The sequence below is a fragment of the Kribbella italica genome, assembly GCF_014205135.1.
Lineage (GTDB): Bacteria > Actinomycetota > Actinomycetes > Propionibacteriales > Kribbellaceae > Kribbella > Kribbella italica.
This window is the reverse complement of the sequence record NZ_JACHMY010000001.1, coordinates 1,577,635-1,600,314: the sequence shown is the minus strand read 5'-3', so window position 1 is coordinate 1,600,314 and position 22,680 is coordinate 1,577,635. Positions and strand designations below refer to the sequence as shown.

The following is a 22,680-nucleotide window of genomic DNA, read 5'->3' as shown; positions in this document are numbered from 1 at the left end:
GGCGTAACCCATTCAGGGAGGTCAAGATGCGTTCCCGCCCGAACCCACCGTCCCGCCCTCGCCTCAGGACCCTGCTCAGCGCGCTCGTCGTACCGGTTCTGGTCGCCGTCCCGCTGACGATCGCGGCCCAGGCCAGCGTTCCCCCACCCCCGGCCGGCTGGACCACGGTCTGGTCCGACGACTTCGACGGCCCGAGCGGCAGTCTGCCGTCGAGCACGAACTGGATCGTCGACACCGGTCACGGCTATCCCGGCGGCCCGGGCAACTGGGGCACCGGCGAGATCCAGAACTACACCGGCAACGCCGACAACCTGGCCCTCGACGGCACCGGCAACCTGCGGATCACCCCGCGCCGCGACGGCGCCGGCAACTGGACGTCGGCCCGGATCGAGACCCAGCGCGCGAACTTCAAGCCACCGTCCGGCGGCGTGCTGGCGATCGAGGGCCGGATCCAGATGCCCAACGTCACCGGCAACGCGGCGCTCGGCTACTGGCCGGCGTTCTGGGCGCTCGGCCAGCCGTACCGGGGCAACTACTGGAACTGGCCGGGCATCGGCGAGTTCGACATCATGGAGAACGTCAACGGGATCAACTCGGTCTGGGCCGTGCTGCACTGCGGCGTGAACCCCGGCGGCCCGTGCAACGAGACCACCGGCCTCGGCGCCAGCCGCGCGTGCCCCGGGTCGAGCTGCCAGTCGGCGTTCCACACCTACCGGTTCGAGTGGGACACCAGTACGACGCCCAACGCGTTCCGCTGGTACGTCGACGGGCAACAGTTCCACTCCGTCACCCAGGCGCAACTCCCGGCCGACACCTGGGCGAGCATGACCTCGCACGCGGGCTACTTCATCCTGCTGAACGTCGCCATGGGCGGCGCGTTCCCCGACGCGCTGAACGGCCCGACCCCACGCGCCGAGACCGTCCCCGGCCACCCGATGATCGTCGACTACGTCGCCGTCTCCACCAAGGGCGGCGGCACCACTCCCCCGACCACACCACCCACGACGCCGCCTCCTGGTGGGAGCGGCGCGTACGGGCCCCTGCAGGCCGAGGCGTTCGGGCAGCAAGCGGGGGTGGCCACTGAGACGACCAGCGACTCCGGCGGAGGCCAGAACCTCAGCCAGGTCGGCAACGGCGACTGGGCCCGGTACAGCGCCATCGACTTCGGCAGTACGCCGGCCAAGCAGTTCGTCGCACGAGTCGCGTCAGGCGCCGGCGGCGGCGTCAGCGGGCTGGTCGAAGTCCGCCTGGACAGCAGATCGAACGCCCCGATCGGCAGCTTCGCGATCGGCAACACCGGCGGCTGGCAGAGCTGGCGGACCGTGCCGGCCAACATCTCCAACGTCACCGGCGTGCACGACGTCTACCTGACCTTCACGAGTGGTCAGCCGGCCGACTTCGTCAACGTCAACTGGTTCACCTTCGGCCACTAGAACGCAGCGAAACCGCGGCCGGGTGGCCGGCCGCGGCTTCGTCGTACGGGAGGTCAGGCGATCTCGGCCGCTGCCGGGGCGGTGATTGTCACCGGCTCGCCGAACTTGCCGAAGGTGCCGCTCACCTTGGCGCCGTCGGCCTCGTAGGCGAAGGTCCGCGGCAGCGAGTCGGCGTCCACCGTGACCTCGACCGGCAGCTCGACGAGGCCGGACTGGGCCGCCGTCTCCGACGTCAGGTACTGCCCGAACGCCTTCGCCTGGGTCGCCTTCAGCACGTTCACGGTCATCGTGTACTTCGCCGTCGCGACCCCGTCGACCGGCTCACCGGCAGCGTGCTCGAACTTCGTCGCGTACGGCGAGGTGGACACCACCCGGTACTGGTCCAGCTGCGCGCCGAGCAGCTGCAGCATCGCGCCGGCCAGGATCGTCGTCGGCTCCTTGCCGGCGGCGTTCTGGCCCGTCGGGTCGTACTTCACCCACGGCTTCTTCGGGTCGCTGGTCAGCTGGCCGCCCTTGCCGTACAGCGTGCCGCCGACCCGGACCAAGGTGCTCTCCTGGGCGTTCCCCTGCGCGTCGGCGGTCGCACCGGACATCCGGACGTTCGTGGTGAACGTGGCCGGGCCGTCCGCGTCCGTCGTCGTGGTCACGACCTGGAACGTCTTCTTCGCCGCCAGCGCCGCCTGGACCTTGGCCGAGAAGTCGGCCTGGCTCAGCGGCGCGACCTTGCTGTCCGCGGCCACCGGCGTACCGGAGTCGTCGGAGCCGCCACAGCCGGCCGCCGTGAGCAGTGCACCGGCCAGAATTAACGCCGTCATCAATTTCTTCACTCGCGGGAGGATGCCACATCCCATCGCCGTCCCTCGCATCTGACGGGGTGACCACCGTGGATGTCACGCAGCTGAATCCCGAAGAACCGCCGACCGAGGTGTGATGTCGGCGATCTGACTGCCGAGGTCTCAGACTTCGGTCGATCGCGTCGCTTCGCCAGAATGGATGACTTCGCCGATGGCCCCCGCAACCAGTTCCGGCTCATCGTTCTGCACATAGTGTCCGCCCACCTGGGCGATCACTCGCTTGCCTCCGAGGACGGCGGCAAGTTCGCTGTGCGTACGCTGCCAGCGCTCGTCTAACGCTTCGAGCGTGAAGGGCTTCCAGAGATGCGGAGTCTTCGAGTCGAGCCATCTGCCAACCCGACTACTGACAACAACGCTCGGGGCGCCGAGGTGCCGTTGGCTCGCTATGGCCTCCTCGGCGCCGAGCTTCACGTCGAACGAGGCGTGGTCTTCGCGGTCGCCGTCCGCCACCACAAGCTTTGGCATCTCGGTATCCAGCCAGAGCCGGACGTCGCTCGGGTCAACGAGCACCAACCCGGCGAGCGTGTCCGACCAGCGCGCCGCGAACACCTGGGCGATGACTGCTCCGATTGAGTGTCCGACGAGGATGTACGGGCCCGGAATACCGGTCGCGTCCAACAACCGGCGAAGCTCGTCAGCAGCGGCGCCGAAAGAACGCGGGGTCGGATCTGGCAAAGCCTCACTCGCCCCGACGCCGGCGCGGGCGTAGGTCACCAGCCTGGCCGGGCCGGTGAGGGCTGCGATCGTGGCGACCCACGCCTCACCGGCATCACCTGATCCGGAGCTGAAGACCACGGTGGGCGTGCCATCACCGGTAATCTCTGCTGCCAGCTTGTAACCGCCAACATCGAAATGGGTAGCCGCCATGGGGTCGATCGTACGGCAAAAGCCGCTACGATGCATGAGACTGCATAGCCGTACCGACTCGTGAGGAGGGGTAGAGCGTGACTGTGACACCCCTCGAGCAGCGGAAGCGACTCGGTCAGGAACTACGGCGGCTACGCAGTTTGGCCGGGCTCAGCGGTGACCAACTAGCGACGCGAGTCGGCATCTCCCAGGCGAAGGTCTCGCGCATCGAAACCAACGTGACGGCACGTCCGGCCATGGATGTCATCGCACGTTGGCTCGACGCAGTCGACGCGACGACAGAGGAACGCGAGCGGGTGATGCTGCTTGCTGAGGCGGTAGTCACCGACATCAGCAGCTGGCAAGCGATACACCGTGGCAGCCTTGAAGATCGCCAGCGGCAACTGCTCGAGCTCGACGAGTTGGCCAGTCAGATTCGCCATTTCCAGCCCTTCCTCGTACCTGGCCCGTTTCAAACGGCTGAGTACGCCCATGCCGTCATCGAGTCGGCCCGGTTCTCGGCCGGCACCGATGTCGACGCAGCCGTGGCCATGCGCATGAAGCGTGGTGCGCGGCTTCGTGATCACCAAGACGGTCCGCAGTACCACGTCGTGGTGACTGAGGCCGCCGCCTGCTGGGTTCCTAAAGGCAACACGTCCTTGAGGAGAGCCCAGCTCGAACACCTGATCCTCTGCGCGAACGCGCCACGGATCACCTTGCAAGTCATCCTCAACGACGCCCCGATGGAAATGTCACCGATGAGCGGCTTCGTCTGGGTGACCTACAGCGACCCGGCACAAGAATCCGTCGTGCGCGTTGAGACACCGTCCGTCGGCCTGGCGCTCGGTGGCAGTGATGACCTCGCCACCTACGCCATCGTCTGGGACCGAATGCTCCGTGCAGCCATGTCTCCCGACGAATCGGCGGATTGGCTCGCGGTGAGCGCACACAACGCCTCGTAGTCGAAATACCTACCGATTGGAGCACTGCCGATGATGTCACCGAACCGTCCTGAGCTGACCGCTTTCACCAACTGGCACAAGGCAACCGTCAGCGCCGACGACAACGCCTGCGTTGAGGTCGCCACCGATGCGACTGGTTGGACCGCCGTTCGCGACTCAACCGACCCGACTGGGCCGGTATTGATGTTCACTCCCAAGGAGTGGAGCGCGTTCCTCGACGGCGCCCGCAAGGGCGAGTTCAACCTGTAGGTCCCCGCAATGGAAGACGCGCCTGCTCCGGCTCGGAAACGCCCCGCATTCTCGGTGCGGCTACGAGCCGTCGTCGCCGCGGCTTCCCTGTCATCCATAGGTGACGGCGCATGGACGGCAGCAGTGCCTCTCGCGGCTGCTGCCGTCACGCGCGACCCCGTAGCGATCAGTCTGGTGTCCGCTGCCGCACTCCTTCCGTGGCTCTTGGTCTCGCCATTCGCCGGCGCCTTGGTCGACCGCTGGCCACACCGGACGACGCTGGTCACTGCAGACTTGGCACGCGGCATTGCTGTAGGTCTCATCGCCACGCTGATGCTGCTCGACACCATCAGCGTTCCGGTCCTTGCAATCGGAGCCTTCGTCGTCATGGCCGGCGCGGTCTTCCACGGGGCTGCGGCCCAGTCAACCGTTGCTGACCTGACGGATCACGATCCCGACCTGCGCAATCGGGTCAATGGGGCCGTGTCGACCGCGGAGACCACAGGCGCTTCTCTGGTCGGCCCACCCGTGGGTTCAGCCGTTTTTGTGTTGGCACCCTGGCTCCCGTTCCTGGCGGACGCGATCTCCTTCATCGTCTCGGCCGCTCTCTTGAGAACAGTGCCGAAGCGGCGACCAGCGCCCGAGAATGAGTCGGCCCAGCCAGGCGAATCGCTCCGCACCGCAATCTGGTCGGGCATGCAGTGGCTGGCACGACACCGAGAGCTGCGAACGCTGGCGCTACTGACCGGCGCGGCCAACTTCACGACGACGATGGTCTACGCGCTCCTAGTCCTCTATGCCACGAACGATGACGGGCTCGGCCTGCATGACCGGGAGTTCGGCTTCCTCATCGCCGCCCTCGCGATCGGTGGCATCGCCGGCGGGCCGCTGGCTCCACGCCTATTAAGTCGCCTTTCCTTTCAACGCGCCGTCGTCATCGCCCTGGCGATGCGAACACTGCTCTGGCCGATCCTCGCCCTGACCTCATCCGCGATCGTGGCTGGCGCCTGCCTGGCGATTGCCGGTCTGGCATCGTCAGTCGTCACCGTTTCGGTGATTTCCGCCCGCCAGCACTTCACCCCACGCGAGATGCTCGGCCGCGTCGTGACGACGTTCCGCACGCTCGGCAACGGCGCCGGCCCACTCGGAGCACTGGTCGGCGGCTTGATCGCAAGCCAGTGGGACATTGCCACCGCCTTCTGGACCGCCGGAGTTCTGATGGCCTGCTGCCTCCTGCTGGCCAGCCGCACCATCCTTCGCCGCCGCTGAGGCCGGCGCAACCAACCGCTACTTGCAGATGACTGAATGAAACTGCATACTCGATTCTGCTATGCAGTTTCATTCACCCATCATCGCGGTCGTTCACTCCGCGAGCTGAACCAGAGGAGCTGACCGATCATGTGGGTGCCCGTCATCACCGCCGTCCTTCTCAGCATCACGTCTTGCGACGTTGCCCAGGAGGTGCAGGGCGAATGACCACGCTCGCGGAGATGCCCCTCCCTACCGATCGCCGAGTCTGCGTCTGGTTCGGCAAGCACCTGATCGCGGACTACACCAACGCTCCGGATGCCGCAGCCGGGTACGAGGAGGCCATGCGTTCCCGTTTCCCCAGCCTGCGCGTGACCAACGAGCCGGCGGCGGTGACGCGCGATGCTGAACTGTCGTGACCGCCTCCCGTTGGCGCTCATGGCGCGCCGCGGTCTGGAAACGCCTCAACGATCTGTTTCGCCGCTGGCGGGACGAGGAATGAGCTCCACTCCCGACCTCGACGATGACCTGTTCGACGATCTGACGCGACCGCTGTTGGTCGGCTACATCCGCCGCGGCCTGTTGAGCAGCGAAGACGAGATCGCTGAGCTTGAGAACGAGATGGCGCTCTTCGCCCGGCTCGAGGGCTACTCGATGGGCTACACCTACATCGAGTACTCCGACCGGACCTTCGCTGCGCTCGAAGCGCTCGTGGAGTTCATCAGGAGCCAGGAAGACGTCGCGGTGGTCATCCCGAGTCCCCTGCATTTCCTGAGCGCGGCTGGCCCGCTCAATCTGCGGGTTGCCTTCGAGCAGGCCACCGGCGCCCGAGTCCACCTGCTCGCCTCATGACCGGCGGAATCGGCAGCGGTCCCTCCTCAAGCCGCCGTCTCGCGGAGTGATCGCCCGTGAGCTGCCGATTCCATCACTAAGCGGTCCCTGTCTGAGGCCTCCTCCCGAGACCCCGGGCCCCCTGTCTCGGGCAGGGACCTTCAAACCGGCTGGCGCGGTACTGCGAGCGAGGCTGACCCGTGCCAGCCGTTCCAACCTCCCACTAGAGGTGTTGACGCGCCTGGGAGTGGCCGCGCCGTCCTGTCCGGTCGCCGAGTCCCGGGGACGGCGCGGCCTGTCTGACCGCCGCCCGAACTGTCAGAGAAGCGAGGTAGTCACATGTCGCAGGTCCAGCAGCTCCAGATGCAACTCCACCAGATCGCCAACGAAGCCAAGCAAGCCGCGGGCGGTTTGGCCGGCTTCAAGCAGCGCTTCACCCAGCACAGCACCCAGGTAGAGGCCCTGATCGCCGGCACTGCCACCGGCGTGGACCGCGACATCGCCCAGATCCTCGATGCCGCCAGCAAGGCAGTGGATCAGGCCGTGGAGTCGCTGCACATCGCCTCGAACGGGTGCACCAGCTACGCCAACCAGCTCTAGGTCGCACTCGTGCTGTCCGAGCTCCAACGCGTAGCGCAGGGACTCGTTGACAGTCTCAACGAGATTCCGCGGGTCATCGCCGCGCTCGACACCCGGGCCCGTATCTGCCGCGACCACGCCGCGATCGTCATGCAGTTGTCCGGCGGCAGTGCCACCATGGCCGCGCAGCAGCTCGACGCTGCTGCGCGGGCCTGCGAGGGCGCTGCTCATTACCTCTCTCTGGCGCCACCAAAGGCTCACGGCTGGGCGCAGCAGATGGTCGACGGGATTCGTACCGCTGGGCCTACCGGTGACGGCGCCGCCCGTCGACCGGATGCGCCGGGCGGGAGCATGCCGCCCGCGGATCGCCGGCCGGACGACGACCAGGCCGAGCCGGAAGGGGGCAAATTAGGCAAGGCCGCGGGGTCCGGCGATGAGGCGAGCCCGGAGGATGAACCGTCAACGTTGGGAACCAGTGACGAGGAAGCCTGGCGGCTGTTTGGGAAGTTGCCGGTTCGAGACGAGTCGAAGCCGGTTCGTCAGAAGACCCGCGGCATCTGGCGAGACGACGACGGCACCGAACAGCCGCTCATCAGTGGGCAGCTAGCGAGCGAGGGAGAAGGCGATGATCCGTACTACCAGCAAGTCAAGGCGTTCATGCGGCAGCGTCGAATTGGCCGGCAGGATGGCGAGCCGATGGTTGCCTCGCATGTCGAGTCGAAGTTCGCCATGTTCATGCGTGAGCGTGGACTTACACGGGCCACGATCGCAGTGAACAAGCTGCCTTGTACCGGTGACTTGAGTTGTGACGACCTGCTGCCCCAGTTCCTGCCGGCGGGCGGTACCTTGACCGTCTTCGGTCCGGCAGGATTCAAGAAGACGTATCGCGGTCTCGACGAGAATGGACACCTGAGATGACGAACACCGTGCGCGCGTTCTACAAGAACGGCGAGGACCCCGTACTGATCGACACCCCGGACGACGTCGACACGCTGATTGACGCTGTTCTGGCCGAGCCGTTCGAGAACTCCGTCATCGCGCTCTACAGCACCGCTCGTCCCCTGATGGAGTCCGGTGTGCCCGACCACGAGTTGCGCATAGCAATCTACGCCGAGGGGAAGGTCGGGGGTGCCCGCTACGCCGGCGACGACGGCAGGGATGAGGGCAGTTGGTACGTGCCTGGGCAGGTCAGCCAGCGCGAGGAAGTGTTCTACTACTACCAGGGGCATGACCAGGGTTGGCCGCAGAACTCCGAGATCACCCTTGAGCACGTGCGCCAAGCCGTACGCGAGTTCGTAGAAGGCAGCGGGGCTCGGCCAGCGGGCTTCGAGTGGGCCGAATGGCCGGAAGGCGTCGCTTGAGCCTTGCCCGTGGCGGCGAGTTATCCACAGATCGTCGAGCCTCCCTTGATGGTGCGCCGTCAGATCGGCCGCAAAGAGGTTCGCGGGGGCTGTAAGAAGTTCGGTGTAATTCACCGACGGACGTGTCGCCGCCAAGGATAAGGACGTTCAGATCACAGTCGCATGGCCGCCCGGCGCGACTAGAGACTAACTCCACACAGCACCTGCAGTGACACAAGTCACGACCTCCTCAGCTTTAAAAGCCAACGGCAACCACTACTCTGTTCTTCTCTCTGTTCTTCTCTCTGTTCTTCTCTCTGTTCTTCTCTCTGTTCTTCTCTCTGTTCTTCTCTCTGTTCTTCTCTCTGTTCTTCTCTCTGTTCTTCTCTCTGTTCTTCTCTCTGTTCTTCTCTCTGTTCTTCTCTCTGTTCTTCTCTCTGTTCTTCTCTCTGTTCTTCTCTCTGTTCTTCTCTCCCCGTGGTGCTCCCTCCCGTGCCGTGACCTATTCTTCGGCTATGTCTCAACAGGTGGTGAGCAGCGGGCCGGGTGCTCTCTTCGCGATCGGCGGAGCCGAGGACAAGCTGAAGAAGCGGATGGTGCTGCAGGAGTTCGTCGAGGCGGCCGGTGGGCCGAAGGCGCGGATCGTGGTGGTGCCCACGGCGTCCGCGCTCGGGCCGGACGTCACGGACGTGTACTCCGCGCTGTTCGCCGCGCTCGGTGCGGCCAGCGTGGTCGGGGTCCGCCCCGAGAACCGCGAGGACGCCGACGACCCGGCGTTCATCGAGCCGCTGAACGAGGCGACCGGCATCTTCATGACCGGCGGCAACCAGCTCAAGCTCAGCGGCGTGGTCACCGGTACGGCGTTCGGCCGGGCCGTCACCGCCGCCCACCGCCGCGGCGCCGCCGTCGGCGGTACGTCGGCCGGCGCGAGCATCCTGGCCGAGCACATGATCGCGTTCGGCCGTTCCGGCGCGACTCCCCGGCAGCGGATGAGCCAGCTCGCCGGCGGGCTCGGCCTGGTCCAGGGCGCGATCGTCGACCAGCACTTCGCCCAGCGGAACCGGTACGGCCGGCTCCTGTCGCTGGTCGCCCAGTCCCCCGGGCTGCTCGGGATCGGCGTCGACGAGGACACGGCGGCCGTCGTCCGGGGGTCTCATCTGGAGGTCGTCGGCCGGGGCGCCGTGACGATCTTCGACGGCAGCCGGATCACCTCCAACGCGCACTACGCCAAGCGGTCCGAGGCGATCCTGGCCTCGGGCGTCGTCCTGCACGTGCTGCCGGCGACCTCGACGTTCGACCTGCGGTCGCGCACGCTGCTGTCGTACGGTCCGCAGCCGCCGGCCGAGGAGCTGGCCGAGATCGAGCAGGCCGAGGCCGACCTGCGCAAGCTGGCCCGCGACATCGCGGCCGAAGGGGTGTCCCCGCAGTACTACGCCGAGCAGAAGCGCCGTGCCGGCAAGCGGGTCGCGCGGCGGGTGTCGTCGGCGACGGAGTCCAGACCGGAGGCGACCGAGCCTCTGAGCGCGGGCGCCGAACTCAGCCGACCAGACACCGATCCGCAACCAGACAGTGGGACGACGTTATGACCGAAACCGCCCCCCAGCGCCGTAAGACCGCCGACCCGCAGGGCTCGCCGAGCCCGGACCTGAAGATCATCGAGACCCGGGTCTACCGCGGCCCGAACGTCTGGAGCTACGAGCCGGCCATCCACCTGGTGGTCGACCTGGGGTCGCTGGAGGACTGGCCGTCCGACACCATCGAAGGCTTCACCGAGCAGTTGCTCGCCGACCTGCCCCGGCTCGATCAGCACCACTGCTCGCGCGGCCGGCGCGGCGGGTTCATCGAGCGGCTGCAGGAGGGCACCTGGCTCGGCCACATCGCCGAGCACGTCGCGCTGCAGCTGCAGCAGGAGGCCGGCCACGACATGCGGCGCGGCAAGACCCGCCAGGTCAAGGGCATCACCGGCCGGTACAACATCGTCTACTCGTACGCCGACGAGGCGGTCGGCCTGGCCGCCGCCGAGCTGGCCGTCCGGTTCGTCAACCACCTGGTCCAGCCCGATCCCGGCTTCGAGTTCACCACCGAGCTCGAGCGGTTCATCAAGCAGGCCGAGCGGACCGCGTTCGGCCCGTCCACGCAGGCGATCGTCGACGAGGCGACCTCGCGCGACATCCCGTGGATCCGGCTGAACAAGGCCAGCCTGGTCCAGCTCGGCCAGGGCGTGCACGCGAAGCGGATCCGGGCCACCATGACGTCGGAGACCGGTTCGATCGCGGTCGACGTAGCCAGCGACAAGGACCTGACCACGCGCCTGCTGGCCTCGGCCGGCCTGCCGGTGCCCCGGTCGGACTCGGTCCGGACGGTCGAGGACGCCGTGTCGGTGGCGAACAAGATCGGCTACCCGGTGGTCTGCAAGCCGCTCGACGGCAACCACGGCCGCGGGGTCTGCCTGAACCTCGCCGACGCGGACGCGGTGCGCGAGGCGTTCCCGATCGCGCAGGACCAGTCCCGGCGCGGCTGGGTGATCGTGGAGAACTTCGTCACCGGCCGCGACTACCGCTGCCTGATCATCAACGGCCGGATGGAGGCGATCGCCGAGCGGGTCCCCGCGCACGTGGTCGGCGACGGCGTGCACACGGTGGCCGAGCTGGTCGAGATCACCAACGCCGACCCGCGCCGCGGCGTCGGGCACGAGAAGATCCTGACCCGGATCACCGTGAACGCCGCCGCCCGCGACCTGGTCCGCAGCCAGGGCTTCGCGCTGGACGACGTACCGCCCGAGGACGTGACGGTGAAGCTCACGCTGACCGGCAACATGTCCACCGGCGGGATCTCGATCGACCGTACCTACGAGGCGCACCCGGAGAACGTGGAGATCGCCGAGGAGGCGGCCCGGATGATCGGGCTGGACATCGCCGGTATCGACTTCATCTGCCCCGACATCACCCAGCCGGTCCGCGAGACCGGCGGCGCGATCTGCGAGGTGAACGCCGCGCCGGGCTTCCGGATGCACACCAACCCGACGATCGGCGAGCCGCAGTACATCGCCAAGCCGGTGGTCGACATGCTGTTCCCGCCCGGGGCGACCAGCCGGATCCCGATCGTCGCGGTGACCGGGACCAACGGCAAGACCACCACCTCGCGGATGATCAGCCACGTCTTCAAGGGGATGGGCCGCAAGGTCGGCATGACCTCGACCGACGGCGTCGTGATCGACGAGCGGCTGGTGATCCGGTCCGACGCGTCCGGCCCGAAGTCGGCCCGGATGGTGCTGCAGAACCCGCGGGTCGACTTCGCGGTCTTCGAGGTCGCCCGCGGCGGCATCCTGCGCGAGGGCCTCGGCTACGAGCGCAACGACGTGGCCGTCGTCCTGAACATCCAGCCCGACCACCTCGGGCTGCGCGGCGTCGACACGCTGGAGCAGCTGGCCGACGTGAAGGCCGTGCTGGTCGAGGCGGTGCCGCGGACGGGCTTCGCCGTCCTGAACGCCGACGACCCGCTGGTGCGGAAGATGCGTCGCAAGTGCTCCGGCCAGGTGGTCTGGTTCAGCATGGCCGAGGCCGGCAGCGAGGTGCGCGAGTACATCGAGGGGCACTGCCGGCGCGGTGGCCGCGCGGTCGTGCTGGAGCGGTCCGAGCTGGGCGACATGATCATCATGAAGCACGGCCGGCGCTCGATGCAGCTGGCCTGGACACACTTGCTGCCGGCAACGTTCGGCGGCCGGGCGATGATGAACGTGCAGAACGTGATGGCGGCCGCCGCGGCGGCGTTCGCGGCCGGCGCGCCGCTGCACGACATCCGGCAGGGTCTGCGCACGTTCAGTACGTCGTACTACCTGTCGCCGGGCCGGCTGAACGAGATCGAGGTCGACGGCCGGCACGTGATCGTCGACTACTGCCACAACGCGCCGGCGATGCGGATGCTCGGCGACTTCGTCGACCGGATCGGCGAGAGCCTCGGCGCGTCGTCGGAGCTCGCGCGGCCGTCGCGGATCGGTGTGATCGCGACCGCGGGCGACCGGCGCGACGACGACATGCGCGAGCTCGGCGAGGTCGCGGCGCAGCACTTCGACCAGCTGATCGTCCGTGAGGACACCCGGTTGCGCGGCCGTCAGCGCGGCGAGTCGGCCGAGCTGATCATCGAGGGCGTCCGGTCCGCGATGGCCGCCGGTGCGCGGTGCCGCTCGGTGGAGCTGGTGCTGGAGGAGCTCGACGCCGTACGGCACGCGCTGGGCCGGTCCAACCGGGGTGACCTGGTCGTGCTCTGTGTCGACCAGCACCAGTCGGTGCTCGCCGAGCTGGAGTCGGTGTCGCACCTGGCCCAGGCCGGCGCGCGGTCCGGCGATGAAGGCGGCGACCCCGACTTCGTCCGGCCGGACGAGGAAGGTGACCAAGAACAACCATGAGTTGGGGAACTCGGGTCGGGTGACCCTCGTTGGCCTGTGCGTGAAGAAGAAGTTGCTGATGGCCTGCGTTGTCGTTGCCCTCCCCCTCCTGGTGTCGTCGTGCGGTTCCGGCGACCAGGCCGCGGCCGCGGACACCGCGCCGTCGGTCAGTACGCCGGGCGTGCTGGTCGAGGACGCCTGGGTGCGGACCACGGCCGGCACCAAGGACACCACGATGACGGCGGCGTTCATGGCACTGACCAACCCGGGCAGTACCGAGATCAAGTTGACCTCGGCAACCTCTCCGGTGGCCGGCACCGTGCAGCTGCACGAGATGACGACGAAGGACGGCAAGATGGTGATGCAGGAGAAGGCCGGCGGCATCGTCGTACCGGCCGGCTCGCACGCCCACCTCGTGCCGAGCGGCGACCACGTGATGCTGATGGACCTCAAGCAACCGCTGAAGCCCGGTGACGAGGTGCCGCTGACGCTGAAGTTCTCCGACGGCAGCAGCCACGACCTGACCGTCCCGGTGAAGAACTTCACCGAGGAGGAAGAGCACTACCACCCCTCCGAGACCCCGACGCCCGCCTCTTGACCTCCCCGGACTCGCGGCCCTCACGCCGGCAGCTCCTCGCGTACGCCGGAGTCGCCGCCGCGGGGGCCGCCGCGTCCGGCACGGCAGTTGCTCTTAGCAACAGTCCCGCGCCGGCCGAGGCCGTGCCGTCGCGCGATCTCAGCCCGTACGGCGACCACCAACCGGCGATCAGCGCGCCGTCGCCGAAGCACGCCGAACTCGTCGCGCTGAACCTGCTCGGCAGCACCGACCGGGCCGCGCTCGGCCGGCTGATGCGGCTGTGGAGCACGGACATCGTCGCGCTGACCGAAGGCCGGCCGACACCCGGTGACACGGCGCCGGAGCTGGCCGTTCCGAACGCGGCGCTGACCGTGACGGTCGGGTTCGGGCCGCGGGTGTTCACGCGGCCCGGGCTCACGGCGTACAAGCCGCGCGGGCTGGACGAGCTGCCGGTGATGCGGCACGACCGGTTGCTGCCGACGTGGTCCGGTGGCGACCTGCTGATCCAGGTCGGGGCCGACGACCCGGTCAGCGTCGTGCACGCCGTACGGCGGCTGGTTGCGGACGCGGCGCCGTTCGCGAAGCCGGTGTGGCGGCAGACCGGCTTCTGGAACGGGACGGGCCCGGACGGCAAGCCGGTGACCGGGCGGAACCTGTTCGGCCAGGTCGACGGGACCGGGAACCCGGCGGTCGGGACGCCGGAGTTCGACGCGACGGTGTGGGCCGACGGGCCGGAGTGGTTCCGCGGCGGTACGACGCTCGTCGTACGGCGGATCCGGATGAACCTCGACACCTGGGACGAGCTGACCCGCTCCGAGCAGGAGCGCGCGGTCGGGCGGAAGCTCGCGACCGGTGCGCCGGTGACCGGCACGACCGAGCACGACGAGCTCGACCTGCAGGCACGGGACGCCGACGGGCGGCTGATGATCGCCGAGAACGCGCACTCGCGGCTGTCCCACCACAGCACCAACGACGGGCGCCGGATCTTTCGCAAGGGCCTGAACTACGTGCAGGACACCGGCGCGAGCCGCGAGAGCGGGCTGATCTTCCTCAGCTACCAGGCCGACGTGGCCGGGCAGTTCCTCCCGCTGCTGGCCCGGCTGGACGCCGCCGACGCGCTGAACGAGTGGACGACGACGATCGGCTCAGCCGTCTTCGCGATCCCTCCCGGATGGCACGAAGACGGCTGGCTCGCCCGCGACCTGCTCGTCTGAACCGCCCTCCTCCGCGGTGGCGCGGTTGTAGCGGGCCAGGAGCCTGCGCTCGGGCTCGTGCTGGTCGATCCAGTCGAGGTCGTCGGAGAGGACGGCGTCGTTGGTGCGGTCGGCGTACGGGTCGAGCGGGGGCGGCGGCGGAGGCAGCGCGCGGAGCTTGAGGGCGGTCATCGGGATCGCCAGGAGGACGGCGAGTACGAGCCAGGGCCAGTAGTTGGTCAGGAGGGGCTCGAAGGACTGGAAGAAGCCGTCGGTGCCGGCGTCGGCGATCTCGTCGGCCGGCCGGCCCGCCGCGGAGGCGACCGCCCGGACGCCGTCGACGATCGCGAACGAGAGCAGGTACGTCGCGATCAGCGCCGGCCAGAAGTACGCCGAGCGCCAGCCGCGCCGCCAGCAGGAGACGTACAGCACGATCGCCAGGCCGACGGCGACGAGCAGGCCGTTGAGCTGCCAGGTCCAGCGGAAGTCGTCGGCGAGATCCGCGGCGGGGCGGGCGGCGTACCAGGCCAGCGGCAGCGCCAAGGCGAACGCGGCGACCACCGAGCTTCGGGTGCCGAGGGCACCGAAGAGGGCGCCGACGGCACTTGCCGCAAGCAACGTGATCAGCAGCTCGCGCGCGGACAGCGTGTGTCCGCTGAGCCACCACGTGCCTGCGGCAACCACCAGGACCAGCGGTACGGCGTACCGGACGCGGCCGAGCAGGAACCCGGCCGCAACTCCCCCGGCGAAACCACCGAGCACGAGCAGGTCGACCCGGCCGTTCGAGGCCGAGACGAACGTCGTCGCCGCGTCGGGCAGTCCGGCCAGGTAGCTCGGGGCGAACCCCGCCAGGAACCAGCCGATCACCGCCGCTGGGACGGCCCACAGGTAGCGCATGAAACCCCGATTTCGCCCCCGACCCGGGGGCCGGGGTTCAGTGCTGGGCTCGCTCGACCTTGCTCTTCAAGGTCTCCGGTGTGTCGACGGTAGCTCCCTCGGACCGCAACCAGGCGTCAAGACTCGCCCGATCCTGCAGAGACATCACCGCGACGACATCGCCGGGTCCGGCCTCGGCGACCAGCGCCTTGGCCGCGTCCAGCTCGGTCGGGAACGACGGGACGTCGTCGACGCCGACCGAGCTCGTGCCCTCCCGGAACACCGCGTCCAGCTCCGACGGCGGCCGGCCGCGCAGGTACTGGTCCTTGTGCCCGATCACCACGCGGTCGGCGCCGCGGGCCCCGATCGCGCCCATCGCGGTGACCATCTCGTCGGACCGGTCCCCCGGCGAGCCCAGTGCGAGCAGCAACCGGCTGCCTTCGGCCCGGACTCCGTTCATGATCTCCAGCAGCGCTTCGAGCCCGGCCTCGTTGTGGGCCAGGTCGATCACCACGGTGAAGTCCCGGATCGAGTACATGTTCATCCGGCCGGGGTTGTTCTCGTTCGGCGAGAAGCTGGTCAGGCCCTCGACCACCGCCGCCTTGGGCAGCCCGAGCCCGAGCGCCGCCGAGGTCGCGGCGAGCGCGTTCTCGACGTTGTAGTGGGACAGCCCGGACAGCGTCATCGGGATGTCGGTCACCTTCAGCAGCGCCTCGGCGTCACTGGCGTTGTCCAGCACCGTGACGAATCCGTCCAGGACGGTGGTCGCCCGGCCGCCCTCCTCCAGCACCGTCCGGATCGACGGCGAGTCGGCGTCGCGGGAGAACACCCAGCACTTGGCCGGCGAGTCCAGCCGCATCGCGAACGTGCGCGGGTCGTCGCCGTTGACCACGCACCAGCCCCGCGGGCGGGTGATCTTGGTGATCACCGCCTTCACCTCGGCGAGCTGGTCGACGGTGTCGATGCCGCCCAGTCCGAGGTGGTCCGCGCTCACGTTGGTGACGACGGAGACGTCGTTCGACGCGACCCCGATGCCACGCCGCAGGATGCCGCCGCGGGCGGTCTCGGTGACCGCGAGCTGGATCCCCGGCTGGGACAGCACGCGGCCGGCGCCGCTGGGGCCGGAGAAGTCGCCGTACTCGACCAGTTCGCCGTCGAAGTACACGCCGTCGGTGCTCGACCAGCCGACGTGCAGCCCGGCCGCGCGGCCGATGTGCGCGATCATCCGCGAGGTGGTGGTCTTGCCGTTCGTCCCGGTCACCGCGACCACCGGGACCTTCGGGCGCAGCGTCGTCGGCGGGTTGCCCGGCGGTTCGTTGCGGACCCGGTCGCCGACCGCCGTGACCAGCGTGGTCAGCTCGGCCTCGTCGGTGCCGAAGGCATCGATCACCTCGACGATCGCCTGGCCCAGCGCGCGGGCGCGCTGCTCGTGCGCCCACGGGAACGCGACCACCAGCCGCCGGACGTCGGCCTCCGGGCGCACCCGGACGCCGATCCGGCCGATCCCGGCCTCGCGGGCGATCCGGCGGACGATGTGCCCGACCACGCGGATCGCGAACCGCTGCCGGAACCCCGACCCGATCCGGCCCGGCCGCGTCGTGCCGAGCCCGAGCGCCGAGGCGTAGGACTTGGCCGTCGGCGCGGGCGCGTCGATCAGTGCGGACAGGTCGAGGGTCAGCTTGACCGCGGCCCGGCTGAAGTAGAGGTTGGCTCCGTCCAGGACGCGGAGCTCTACCTGGGAAGTCACTGGAGACACCTCAAGCACCCATCGCGTGGTAGCCGCCGTCGACGTGGATGATCTCGCCGGTGGTGGAGGGGAAGAAGTCGCTGAGCAGGCCGACGATGGTCTTGCCGGTCGGCTCGAGGTCGGACGGGTCCCAGCCCAGCGGGGCCCGGTCGAGCCAGGGGTCCTCGAACTTCTCGAAACCCGGGATCGCCTTCGCGGCCAGCGTTTTCAGCGGGCCGGCCGAGACCAGGTTGCACCGGATGCCCAGGGCACCCAAGTCGCGGGCCAGGTAGCGGGAGGTCGACTCCAGCGCGGCCTTGGCCACCCCCATCCAGTCGTACCCCGGCCAGGCCACGGTCGCGTCGAAGGTCAGCCCGACGACGCTGCTGCCGCGGCTCATCAGCGGCGCGCACGTCACCGCCAGCGCCTTCAGGCTGTACGCCGACACGTGCACCGCGCGGGACACGTCGTCCCACGGGCCGTCCAGGAACTTGCCGCCGAGGATCGTCTCCGGGTTGCCGTACGCGATCGAGTGCACGACGCCGTCCAGGCCGTCGACGTGCTCCCGGATCAGGTCCGGCAGCGCGGCCAGGTGCGTCTCGTCGGTCACGTCCAGCTCGAGCACCGGCGGTTCGACGGGTAAGCGTTTCGCGATCCGCTTGGTGATGCTCAGCGCGCGGCCGAAGTTCGAGATCAGCACGGTGGCGCCTTGTTCCTGCGCCACCTTGGCCGTGGCGAAACCGATCGAGGAGTCGAGCGTGACTCCGGCGACCAGGATCCGCTTGCCGTCGAGGATGCCCACCGGCGTCCCTTCCTGGATCGACTGAGAAGTGAGTGTGACTAGTTGCCCATGCCGATGCCGCCGTCGACCGGAAGCACCGCGCCGGTGATGTACCCGGCTTCCTCGGACGCAATCCAGCGCACGGCGTTGGCGATCTCGGTGGTCAGGCCGAACCGGCCGAGCGGGATCTGGCCCAGGTACTGCTTCTGGGTCTCCTCCGGCAGGACGGCGGTCATGTCGGTCTCGACGAAGCCCGGGGCGACGACGTTCGCGGTGATGCCGCGGCTGCCCAGCTCACGGGCCATCGAACGCGCCATGCCGATCATGCCGGACTTGCTGGCGGCGTAGTTCACCTGGCCGGGCGAGCCGAGCAGGCCGACCACCGAGGAGATGAAGACGATCCGGCCCTTGCGCAGCCGCAGCATGCCCTTCGCGGCGCGCTTGGCGACCTTGAACGATCCGGTGAGGTTGGTCCGGATGACCGACTCCCAGTCGTCGTCGGACATCCGCAGCAGCAGGGTGTCCTTGGTGATGCCGGCGTTCGCGACCAGGACCTCGACCGGGCCCTGCTCGGCCTGGATCGCCTCGAAGGCGGCGTCCACCTGCTCGGTGTCACTGACGTCGCACTTCACGCCGAAGAAGCCGGCCGGCGGTTCGCCGCTGTGATAGGTGACCGCGACGTTGTCGCCGGCCTCCTTGAACGCGGTGGCGATGGCGAGGCCGATGCCCCGGTTGCCGCCGGTGACGAATACCGATCTGGCCACGAACACTTCTCCTCACTCGATGGACACTCCTGCCGGACGAACGCTATCGCCCGCCCCCGGCGCCGGCGTGAACCGGGCGGTCGCCGGGGGCGCCGGACGGCGTACCGGTCAGGAGTCCTCGAGGCGGAAACCGACCTTCAGGCCGACCTGGTAGTGGTCGATCCGGTTGTCGACGATGTGGCCGCGGATCTGCGTCACCTCGAACCAGTCCAGGTGCCGCAGCGTCTCGCCGGCCCGGCCGATCGCGTTCTGGATCGCCGCGTCGACGCCGTCCTTGGACGTGCCGACGAGCTCGGTCACCCGGTAGGTGCGATCTGTCATCGTGGTCTCCCTTCACAGCTGGCTGCGGCGGCCCTGAACGAGCGGCGTACCGTTGTCCTTAGGTGAGGAGAATAGATGCCCCGACGACGTGAGACCGACGGTGAAACGGTCGTCTCCGTGACCAGTGCCCAGCCAGGTCGCTCCGAGGACCTGGACAGCCGGATCGCGCGCTACGCGTGGATGATGTCGCTGCGGGTGGTGTGCTTCGTCGCGGCCGTGCTGACCCCGTCGCCGTGGCGCTGGATCCTGCTGGTCGGGGCGGTCTTCCTGCCCTCGGTCGCGGTGGTGTTCGCCAACGCGCACCAGAGCCGCAAGGTCGACGGCGCCGACCCGTACGAGGCGCCGCCGCGCATTCAGCTGGAGCAGCAACCGGGGCCCGTCGTACAGGGTGAATACGTGCCCGATCAGGAGTTGCGTGGCGACACCGAAAAGTGATCTCGGCCGGGACTGGATTCTGCCACCTGATCCGTGTCAGAATCTCCCGCGTGCTCTGAAGTTCACCCGTGAAATTCAGGGACTTGATGCGGCGTCGGACGGCTCCCCCCGTGGCTGTCCGACGTCGCTTCATTTTCCCCAGGCTTTTGATTATTGAGTGATCAGGAACAATTCCTCATGAGTGATCAAGTACCGGCGTCCGTCTGCTCCGCAAGGGGTTGTGGCGCCCCCGCCCGCTGGGCGCTGCTGTGGAACAACCCCAAGATCCACACGCCCGACCGGCGTAAGACGTGGGTCGCCTGTGACGAGCACAAGCAGTCGTTGAGCGACTTCCTCGGCGCGCGCTCTTTCCTGCGCGAGGTCGAGCCTTTCACCGGCTGAGAACAACGCGTGCACGCGTTACGGGTGAAAAAGTAAATTTCCGGTTCAGATTTGCACCGGCCCTACTAGTACGCCGTACTGGTGGTGCGCGCTAGCCGCCGATCGCGGACATCGGGCGGACCGGCTGGAGGAAGGCCGGATCGGCGATCCCGTGGCCGGGCAGCTTGCCGCGCATCGCGGTCCGCCACCGGTCGGCGAGGTCCTCATCGGAGGCACCGTCACGCAACGCCGTGCGCAGGTCCGACTCGGTCCGGGCGAACAGGCAGTCGCGGACCTGACCGTCGGCGGTGAGCCGGACCCGGTCGCAGTCCCCGCAGAACGGGCGCGTGACGCTCGCGATGATCCCGACCGTCTGCGGTCCGCCGTGCACGGTGAAGGACTCGGCCGGCGCGCTCCCCCGGGTCGCCGCGTCGGTCGGCTCCAGGCCGAACCGGTCGCTCAGCTTCTCAAGGATCTCGTCGGCGGTGATCATCGTCGCCCGGTCCCAGCCGTGCTGGGCGTCCAGCGGCATCTGCTCGATGAAGCGCAGCTCGTAGTCGTGGTCCAGACAGAACTGCAGCAGCTCGGGCGCCTGGTCGTCGTTCACGCCGCGCATCAGGACGGCATTGACCTTCACCGGGGCCAGACCGGCCGCGTGCGCCGCGGCGAGGCCGGCCAGCACGTCCTTGAGCCGGTCGCGGCGGGTGAGTTGCAGGAAGGTGTCCTGGCGGACGGCGTCGAGGCTCACGTTCACCCGGTCGAGGCCGGCCGCGGCCAGCGCCTCCGCCTGGCGGGCCAGGCCGATGCCGTTGGTGGTCAGCGAGACCTGCGGGCGGGGCTCGAGGTTCGTCGTACGGTCGACGATGCCGACCAGGCCGCGCCGCAGCAGCGGCTCACCGCCGGTGAACCGGATCTCGTCGACGCCGAGGTGGGTGACCGCGATCGAGACCAGCCGGACGATCTCGTCGTCGGTGAGCAGCTCGGGCTTGGCGAGCCAGTCCAGGCCCTCCTCGGGCATGCAGTAGGTGCAGCGCAGGTTGCAACGGTCCGTCAGGGAGACCCTGAGGTCCGTTGCCACCCGGCCGTAGTTGTCGGCCAGGCCAAGCTGCTGCGTCTTGGTATACACACCCTCAGCGTACGTGGCGGCAGGCGGCGGTGGTGTGTTTCAGGTCATGGCCTAAGTTCGTGGGGTGCGTCGTTTGATGACAAGGCGGTGGATCGGTTCCGCGCTGGTGATCCTGGTCCTGGCCGGAGCCTGTGTGCAGCTCGGCCGCTGGCAGCTGCACCGGCTCGACGAACGCAAGGTCCGTAACGAGGTGACCACCAGCAACCTGGCCGCCCCGCCGGCGCCGATCAGCGAGATCGTCGGGCCTGACCACGTGATCGGGCCGCAGCACGACTGGCGGACCGCGGTGGTCACCGGCCGGTACGATGCGAGCAAGCAGATCGTCGTCCGGTACCGGAACGTCAACGACCGGCCCGGCTTCGAGATCGTCACGCCGCTGATCCTCACCGACGGGACGGCGCTGCTGGTCGACCGGGGGTTCCTGGCGCGGAAGAGCTCCGAGCTGGCGCCGACGACGATCCCCGCGGTGCCGAGCGGCGAGGTGACCGTCACCGGGCGGCTGCGGCGCAGCGAGCACGGCGGGCACACGAGCGGCGGTACGCCGGTCGACGGCACGGCGCGGCTGATCAACGGACCGGACTACGGGAACACCCTCGGCCTCAAGCTGTACGACGGATACCTGGCCACCGATCAGCAGCAGCCCGCCGCGGACGCGGCGTTCGGGAAGTTCCCCGGGCCGGAGATCGACGACGGGCCGCACTTCTTCTACGCGTTGCAATGGTTCTTCTTCGCGCTGATGGCGATCGGCGGGTTGGTCTACTTCTCGCGCCAGGACCTGACCAAGGACGAGGACGAGGAAGCACCTGCCGGTGAAGGCGGCCCGCCCGCGGACACCGATGTTGCCGATCGCAACCGACCGGCGACCGCCGTCGGCGTGTCGGACAGTTCCACGGCGCCACCCGAGCGCTGAGCCCGTCCTTCCGCGTCGCGCCTCGGCGCGCTGGTGAGACGCAGTTTCGGGATGTGAGACGGCGAGGCGCGCTCACGGCGCGCAGCTCAGCGGGCTCCGGCGTTGTACGGCAGGATGGTGGCCGTGGACCTCGGACTTCGCGATCGCACCTACATCGTCACCGGCGCCAGCGGCGGGCTCGGTCTCGCCACCGCGCGGGTACTGGCCGCCGAAGGCGCCCGGCTGGTGATCTCCAGCCGCAACGAGGAGTCGATCGCGCGGGCCGCCGCCGAGCTCGGCGAGAACGTGGTCGGCATCCCGGTCGACAACGCCGACCCCGAGAGCGCCGAACGGCTGGCCGCGACGGCGATCGCCAAGTGGGGTGCGCTGCACGGCGCGCTGATCAGCGTCGGTGGACCCCGGCCCGGTACGGCGCTGGACACCGACGAGGACGACTGGCGCGCGGCGTTCGACAGCGTGTTCCTCGGTGGGCTGCGGATCGCCCGCTCGGTCGCGCGGGCCGGCGCCGAAGGCACGTCGCTGGCCTTCGTCCTGTCGTCGTCGGTGAAGTCGCCGATCCCGGGGCTCGCGATCTCCAACGGTCTGCGCCCCGGTCTGGCCATGGTCGCCAAGACGCTCGCCGACGAGCTCGGCCCGAACGGCGTCCGCGTCAACGGCCTGCTGCCCGGCAAGATCGCCACCGACCGCGTCCGCGAGCTCGACTCCAAGGGCGGCGACCCGGACGCCACCCGCCGCTCGGCGGAGAAGACCATCCCGCTGCGCCGCTACGGCCTGCCGGAGGAGTTCGGCCGGGTCGCGGCCTTCGTCCTCTCCCCCGCCGCCTCCTACCTGACCGGCGTCATGGTCCCTGTCGACGGCGGAGCACTCCGTACTTTCTAACCCGCTGCCGCCCTCAAGTCCCCGCGC

26 protein-coding genes are annotated in these 22,680 nt (G+C 68.8%); 17 read left to right on the top strand and 9 right to left on the bottom strand.

All coding sequences use genetic code 11. The annotated features are described in order from the left end of the window. Positions 1-26 precede the first annotated feature (26 nt). A complete protein-coding gene (locus HDA39_RS07480; RefSeq protein WP_184794499.1) occupies positions 27-1,433 on the top strand; it encodes a glycoside hydrolase family 16 protein in 1,407 nt (468 codons plus the stop codon). Between the two features lie 53 nt (positions 1,434-1,486). Here the strand turns inward: HDA39_RS07480 and HDA39_RS07475 are convergent, their stop codons facing one another. Further along, positions 1,487-2,260, bottom strand: coding sequence for an SCO4651 family lipoprotein (locus HDA39_RS07475; protein ID WP_184794498.1), 774 nt, complete (start codon positions 2,258-2,260; stop codon positions 1,487-1,489). A gap of 129 nt (positions 2,261-2,389) precedes the next feature. Continuing rightward, positions 2,390-3,154, bottom strand: a complete 765-nt coding sequence (locus HDA39_RS07470; RefSeq protein ID WP_184794497.1) for an alpha/beta fold hydrolase — start codon at positions 3,152-3,154, stop codon at positions 2,390-2,392. Between the two features lie 77 nt (positions 3,155-3,231). Here HDA39_RS07470 and HDA39_RS07465 point away from each other — a divergent pair, with 77 nt between their 5' ends. The 8 genes from HDA39_RS07465 (at position 3,232) to HDA39_RS07430 (ending at position 8,342) form a co-directional block, all read left to right on the top strand. After that, a complete protein-coding gene (locus HDA39_RS07465; protein WP_184794496.1) occupies positions 3,232-4,095 on the top strand; it encodes a Scr1 family TA system antitoxin-like transcriptional regulator in 864 nt (287 codons plus the stop codon). Positions 4,096-4,125: 30 nt separating this feature from the next. After that, positions 4,126-4,344: a DUF397 domain-containing protein gene (locus HDA39_RS07460; RefSeq protein ID WP_238355999.1), complete on the top strand. Its 219-nt coding sequence runs from the start codon at positions 4,126-4,128 to the stop codon at positions 4,342-4,344. 9 nt (positions 4,345-4,353) lie between these two features. Further along, positions 4,354-5,592 (top strand): MFS transporter, encoded by a 1,239-nt coding sequence (locus HDA39_RS07455; RefSeq protein ID WP_184794495.1) that lies wholly within the window; start codon positions 4,354-4,356, stop codon positions 5,590-5,592. 203 nt (positions 5,593-5,795) lie between these two features. Next, a complete protein-coding gene (locus HDA39_RS07450) occupies positions 5,796-5,990 on the top strand; it encodes a hypothetical protein (protein WP_184794494.1) in 195 nt (64 codons plus the stop codon). Then, entirely contained in the window at positions 5,974-6,423 is a 450-nt protein-coding gene (locus tag HDA39_RS07445; RefSeq protein ID WP_184794493.1) for a hypothetical protein, read from the top strand. Before HDA39_RS07450 ends, HDA39_RS07445 begins: the two co-directional genes overlap by 17 nt. A 318-nt stretch (positions 6,424-6,741) precedes the next feature. Further along, positions 6,742-7,002, top strand: a complete 261-nt coding sequence (locus HDA39_RS07440) for a hypothetical protein (RefSeq protein WP_184794492.1) — start codon at positions 6,742-6,744, stop codon at positions 7,000-7,002. A gap of 9 nt (positions 7,003-7,011) precedes the next feature. Beyond that, positions 7,012-7,899 carry a DddA-like double-stranded DNA deaminase toxin gene (locus tag HDA39_RS07435; RefSeq protein WP_184794491.1) on the top strand — a complete coding sequence of 296 codons (888 nt, stop codon included), beginning with the start codon at positions 7,012-7,014 and terminating at the stop codon, positions 7,897-7,899. Beyond that, positions 7,896-8,342 carry an Imm1 family immunity protein gene (locus HDA39_RS07430; protein ID WP_184794490.1) on the top strand — a complete coding sequence of 149 codons (447 nt, stop codon included), beginning with the start codon at positions 7,896-7,898 and terminating at the stop codon, positions 8,340-8,342. The genes HDA39_RS07435 and HDA39_RS07430 overlap by 4 nt, the downstream gene beginning before the upstream one ends. Before the next feature lie 218 nt (positions 8,343-8,560). Here the strand turns inward: HDA39_RS07430 and HDA39_RS07425 are convergent, their stop codons facing one another. Further along, the gene (locus HDA39_RS07425; RefSeq protein ID WP_184794489.1) at positions 8,561-8,845 is read right to left on the bottom strand and encodes a hypothetical protein; all 285 of its coding nucleotides are present in this window, start codon (positions 8,843-8,845) and stop codon (positions 8,561-8,563) included. Here HDA39_RS07425 and HDA39_RS07420 point away from each other — a divergent pair. The 4 genes from HDA39_RS07420 (at position 8,837) to HDA39_RS07405 (ending at position 14,496) form a co-directional block, all read left to right on the top strand. Then, positions 8,837-9,907 carry a cyanophycinase gene (locus HDA39_RS07420; protein WP_184794488.1) on the top strand — a complete coding sequence of 357 codons (1,071 nt, stop codon included), beginning with the start codon at positions 8,837-8,839 and terminating at the stop codon, positions 9,905-9,907. The genes HDA39_RS07425 and HDA39_RS07420 overlap by 9 nt on opposite strands. Then, positions 9,904-12,726, top strand: a complete 2,823-nt coding sequence (gene cphA, locus HDA39_RS07415) for a cyanophycin synthetase (RefSeq protein WP_184794487.1) — start codon at positions 9,904-9,906, stop codon at positions 12,724-12,726. Before HDA39_RS07420 ends, cphA begins: the two co-directional genes overlap by 4 nt. A gap of 19 nt (positions 12,727-12,745) precedes the next feature. Beyond that, a complete protein-coding gene (locus HDA39_RS07410) occupies positions 12,746-13,303 on the top strand; it encodes a copper chaperone PCu(A)C (RefSeq protein WP_337925664.1) in 558 nt (185 codons plus the stop codon). A 122-nt stretch (positions 13,304-13,425) separates the two neighbouring features. Next, on the top strand, positions 13,426-14,496 hold the full coding sequence (locus HDA39_RS07405) for a Dyp-type peroxidase (RefSeq protein WP_337925663.1): 1,071 nt from the start codon (positions 13,426-13,428) through the stop codon (positions 14,494-14,496). On the opposite strand, the gene HDA39_RS07400 is transcribed toward HDA39_RS07405, so the two are convergent. The 5 genes from HDA39_RS07400 to HDA39_RS07380 form a co-directional block, all read right to left on the bottom strand. Next, positions 14,428-15,372, bottom strand: a complete 945-nt coding sequence (locus HDA39_RS07400) for a hypothetical protein (protein ID WP_238355998.1) — start codon at positions 15,370-15,372, stop codon at positions 14,428-14,430. The two genes, HDA39_RS07405 and HDA39_RS07400, sit on opposite strands and share 69 nt — an antisense overlap. A 37-nt stretch (positions 15,373-15,409) precedes the next feature. Beyond that, positions 15,410-17,098 carry a Mur ligase family protein gene (locus HDA39_RS07395; RefSeq protein WP_184794485.1) on the bottom strand — a complete coding sequence of 563 codons (1,689 nt, stop codon included), beginning with the start codon at positions 17,096-17,098 and terminating at the stop codon, positions 15,410-15,412. Between the two features lie 10 nt (positions 17,099-17,108). Continuing rightward, positions 17,109-17,879: an enoyl-ACP reductase FabI gene (gene fabI, locus HDA39_RS07390; protein WP_184794484.1), complete on the bottom strand. Its 771-nt coding sequence runs from the start codon at positions 17,877-17,879 to the stop codon at positions 17,109-17,111. 38 nt (positions 17,880-17,917) lie between these two features. Beyond that, complete coding sequence (gene fabG, locus HDA39_RS07385; protein WP_184794483.1) at positions 17,918-18,622, bottom strand: 3-oxoacyl-[acyl-carrier-protein] reductase; 705 nt, start codon at positions 18,620-18,622, stop codon at positions 17,918-17,920. 108 nt (positions 18,623-18,730) lie between these two features. Beyond that, positions 18,731-18,943, bottom strand: a complete 213-nt coding sequence (locus tag HDA39_RS07380) for a dodecin (RefSeq protein WP_184794482.1) — start codon at positions 18,941-18,943, stop codon at positions 18,731-18,733. Positions 18,944-19,018: 75 nt separating this feature from the next. On the opposite strand from HDA39_RS07380, the gene HDA39_RS07375 reads away from it, so the two are divergent. Together HDA39_RS07375 and HDA39_RS07370 are read left to right on the top strand one after the other, a co-directional pair. Then, a complete protein-coding gene (locus HDA39_RS07375) occupies positions 19,019-19,378 on the top strand; it encodes a DUF3099 domain-containing protein (protein ID WP_184794481.1) in 360 nt (119 codons plus the stop codon). 177 nt (positions 19,379-19,555) lie between these two features. Then, entirely contained in the window at positions 19,556-19,759 is a 204-nt protein-coding gene (locus HDA39_RS07370) for a hypothetical protein (protein WP_184794480.1), read from the top strand. A gap of 91 nt (positions 19,760-19,850) precedes the next feature. Here the strand turns inward: HDA39_RS07370 and moaA are convergent, their stop codons facing one another. Next, complete coding sequence (gene moaA / locus HDA39_RS07365) at positions 19,851-20,864, bottom strand: GTP 3',8-cyclase MoaA (protein WP_184794479.1); 1,014 nt, start codon at positions 20,862-20,864, stop codon at positions 19,851-19,853. 76 nt (positions 20,865-20,940) lie between these two features. Here moaA and HDA39_RS07360 point away from each other — a divergent pair, with 76 nt between their 5' ends. Continuing rightward, positions 20,941-21,774, top strand: coding sequence for an SURF1 family cytochrome oxidase biogenesis protein (locus tag HDA39_RS07360; protein ID WP_184794478.1), 834 nt, complete (start codon positions 20,941-20,943; stop codon positions 21,772-21,774). Between the two features lie 114 nt (positions 21,775-21,888). After that, positions 21,889-22,653 carry an SDR family oxidoreductase gene (locus HDA39_RS07355; protein WP_202892901.1) on the top strand — a complete coding sequence of 255 codons (765 nt, stop codon included), beginning with the start codon at positions 21,889-21,891 and terminating at the stop codon, positions 22,651-22,653. Positions 22,654-22,680 lie beyond the last annotated feature (27 nt).

What these genes read in the sequence shown, in the direction of transcription:
- HDA39_RS07480 (WP_184794499.1), top strand. Translation starts at nt 27, where the DNA reads ATGCGTTCCCGCCCGAACCCACCGTCCCGCCCTCGCCTCAGGACCCTG.
- HDA39_RS07470 (WP_184794497.1), bottom strand. Translation starts at nt 3,154, where the DNA reads ATGGCGGCTACCCATTTCGATGTTGGCGGTTACAAGCTGGCAGCAGAG.
- HDA39_RS07460 (WP_238355999.1), top strand. Translation starts at nt 4,126, where the DNA reads ATGATGTCACCGAACCGTCCTGAGCTGACCGCTTTCACCAACTGGCAC.
- HDA39_RS07455 (WP_184794495.1), top strand. Translation starts at nt 4,354, where the DNA reads ATGGAAGACGCGCCTGCTCCGGCTCGGAAACGCCCCGCATTCTCGGTG.
- HDA39_RS07450 (WP_184794494.1), top strand. Translation starts at nt 5,796, where the DNA reads ATGACCACGCTCGCGGAGATGCCCCTCCCTACCGATCGCCGAGTCTGC.
- HDA39_RS07445 (WP_184794493.1), top strand. Translation starts at nt 5,974, where the DNA reads ATGCTGAACTGTCGTGACCGCCTCCCGTTGGCGCTCATGGCGCGCCGC.
- HDA39_RS07440 (WP_184794492.1), top strand. Translation starts at nt 6,742, where the DNA reads ATGTCGCAGGTCCAGCAGCTCCAGATGCAACTCCACCAGATCGCCAAC.
- HDA39_RS07430 (WP_184794490.1), top strand. Translation starts at nt 7,896, where the DNA reads ATGACGAACACCGTGCGCGCGTTCTACAAGAACGGCGAGGACCCCGTA.
- HDA39_RS07420 (WP_184794488.1), top strand. Translation starts at nt 8,837, where the DNA reads ATGTCTCAACAGGTGGTGAGCAGCGGGCCGGGTGCTCTCTTCGCGATC.
- cphA (WP_184794487.1), top strand. Translation starts at nt 9,904, where the DNA reads ATGACCGAAACCGCCCCCCAGCGCCGTAAGACCGCCGACCCGCAGGGC.
- HDA39_RS07400 (WP_238355998.1), bottom strand. Translation starts at nt 15,372, where the DNA reads ATGCGCTACCTGTGGGCCGTCCCAGCGGCGGTGATCGGCTGGTTCCTG.
- HDA39_RS07380 (WP_184794482.1), bottom strand. Translation starts at nt 18,943, where the DNA reads ATGACAGATCGCACCTACCGGGTGACCGAGCTCGTCGGCACGTCCAAG.
- HDA39_RS07375 (WP_184794481.1), top strand. Translation starts at nt 19,019, where the DNA reads ATGCCCCGACGACGTGAGACCGACGGTGAAACGGTCGTCTCCGTGACC.
- HDA39_RS07370 (WP_184794480.1), top strand. Translation starts at nt 19,556, where the DNA reads ATGAGTGATCAAGTACCGGCGTCCGTCTGCTCCGCAAGGGGTTGTGGC.
- HDA39_RS07360 (WP_184794478.1), top strand. Translation starts at nt 20,941, where the DNA reads ATGACAAGGCGGTGGATCGGTTCCGCGCTGGTGATCCTGGTCCTGGCC.
- HDA39_RS07355 (WP_202892901.1), top strand. Translation starts at nt 21,889, where the DNA reads ATGGTGGCCGTGGACCTCGGACTTCGCGATCGCACCTACATCGTCACC.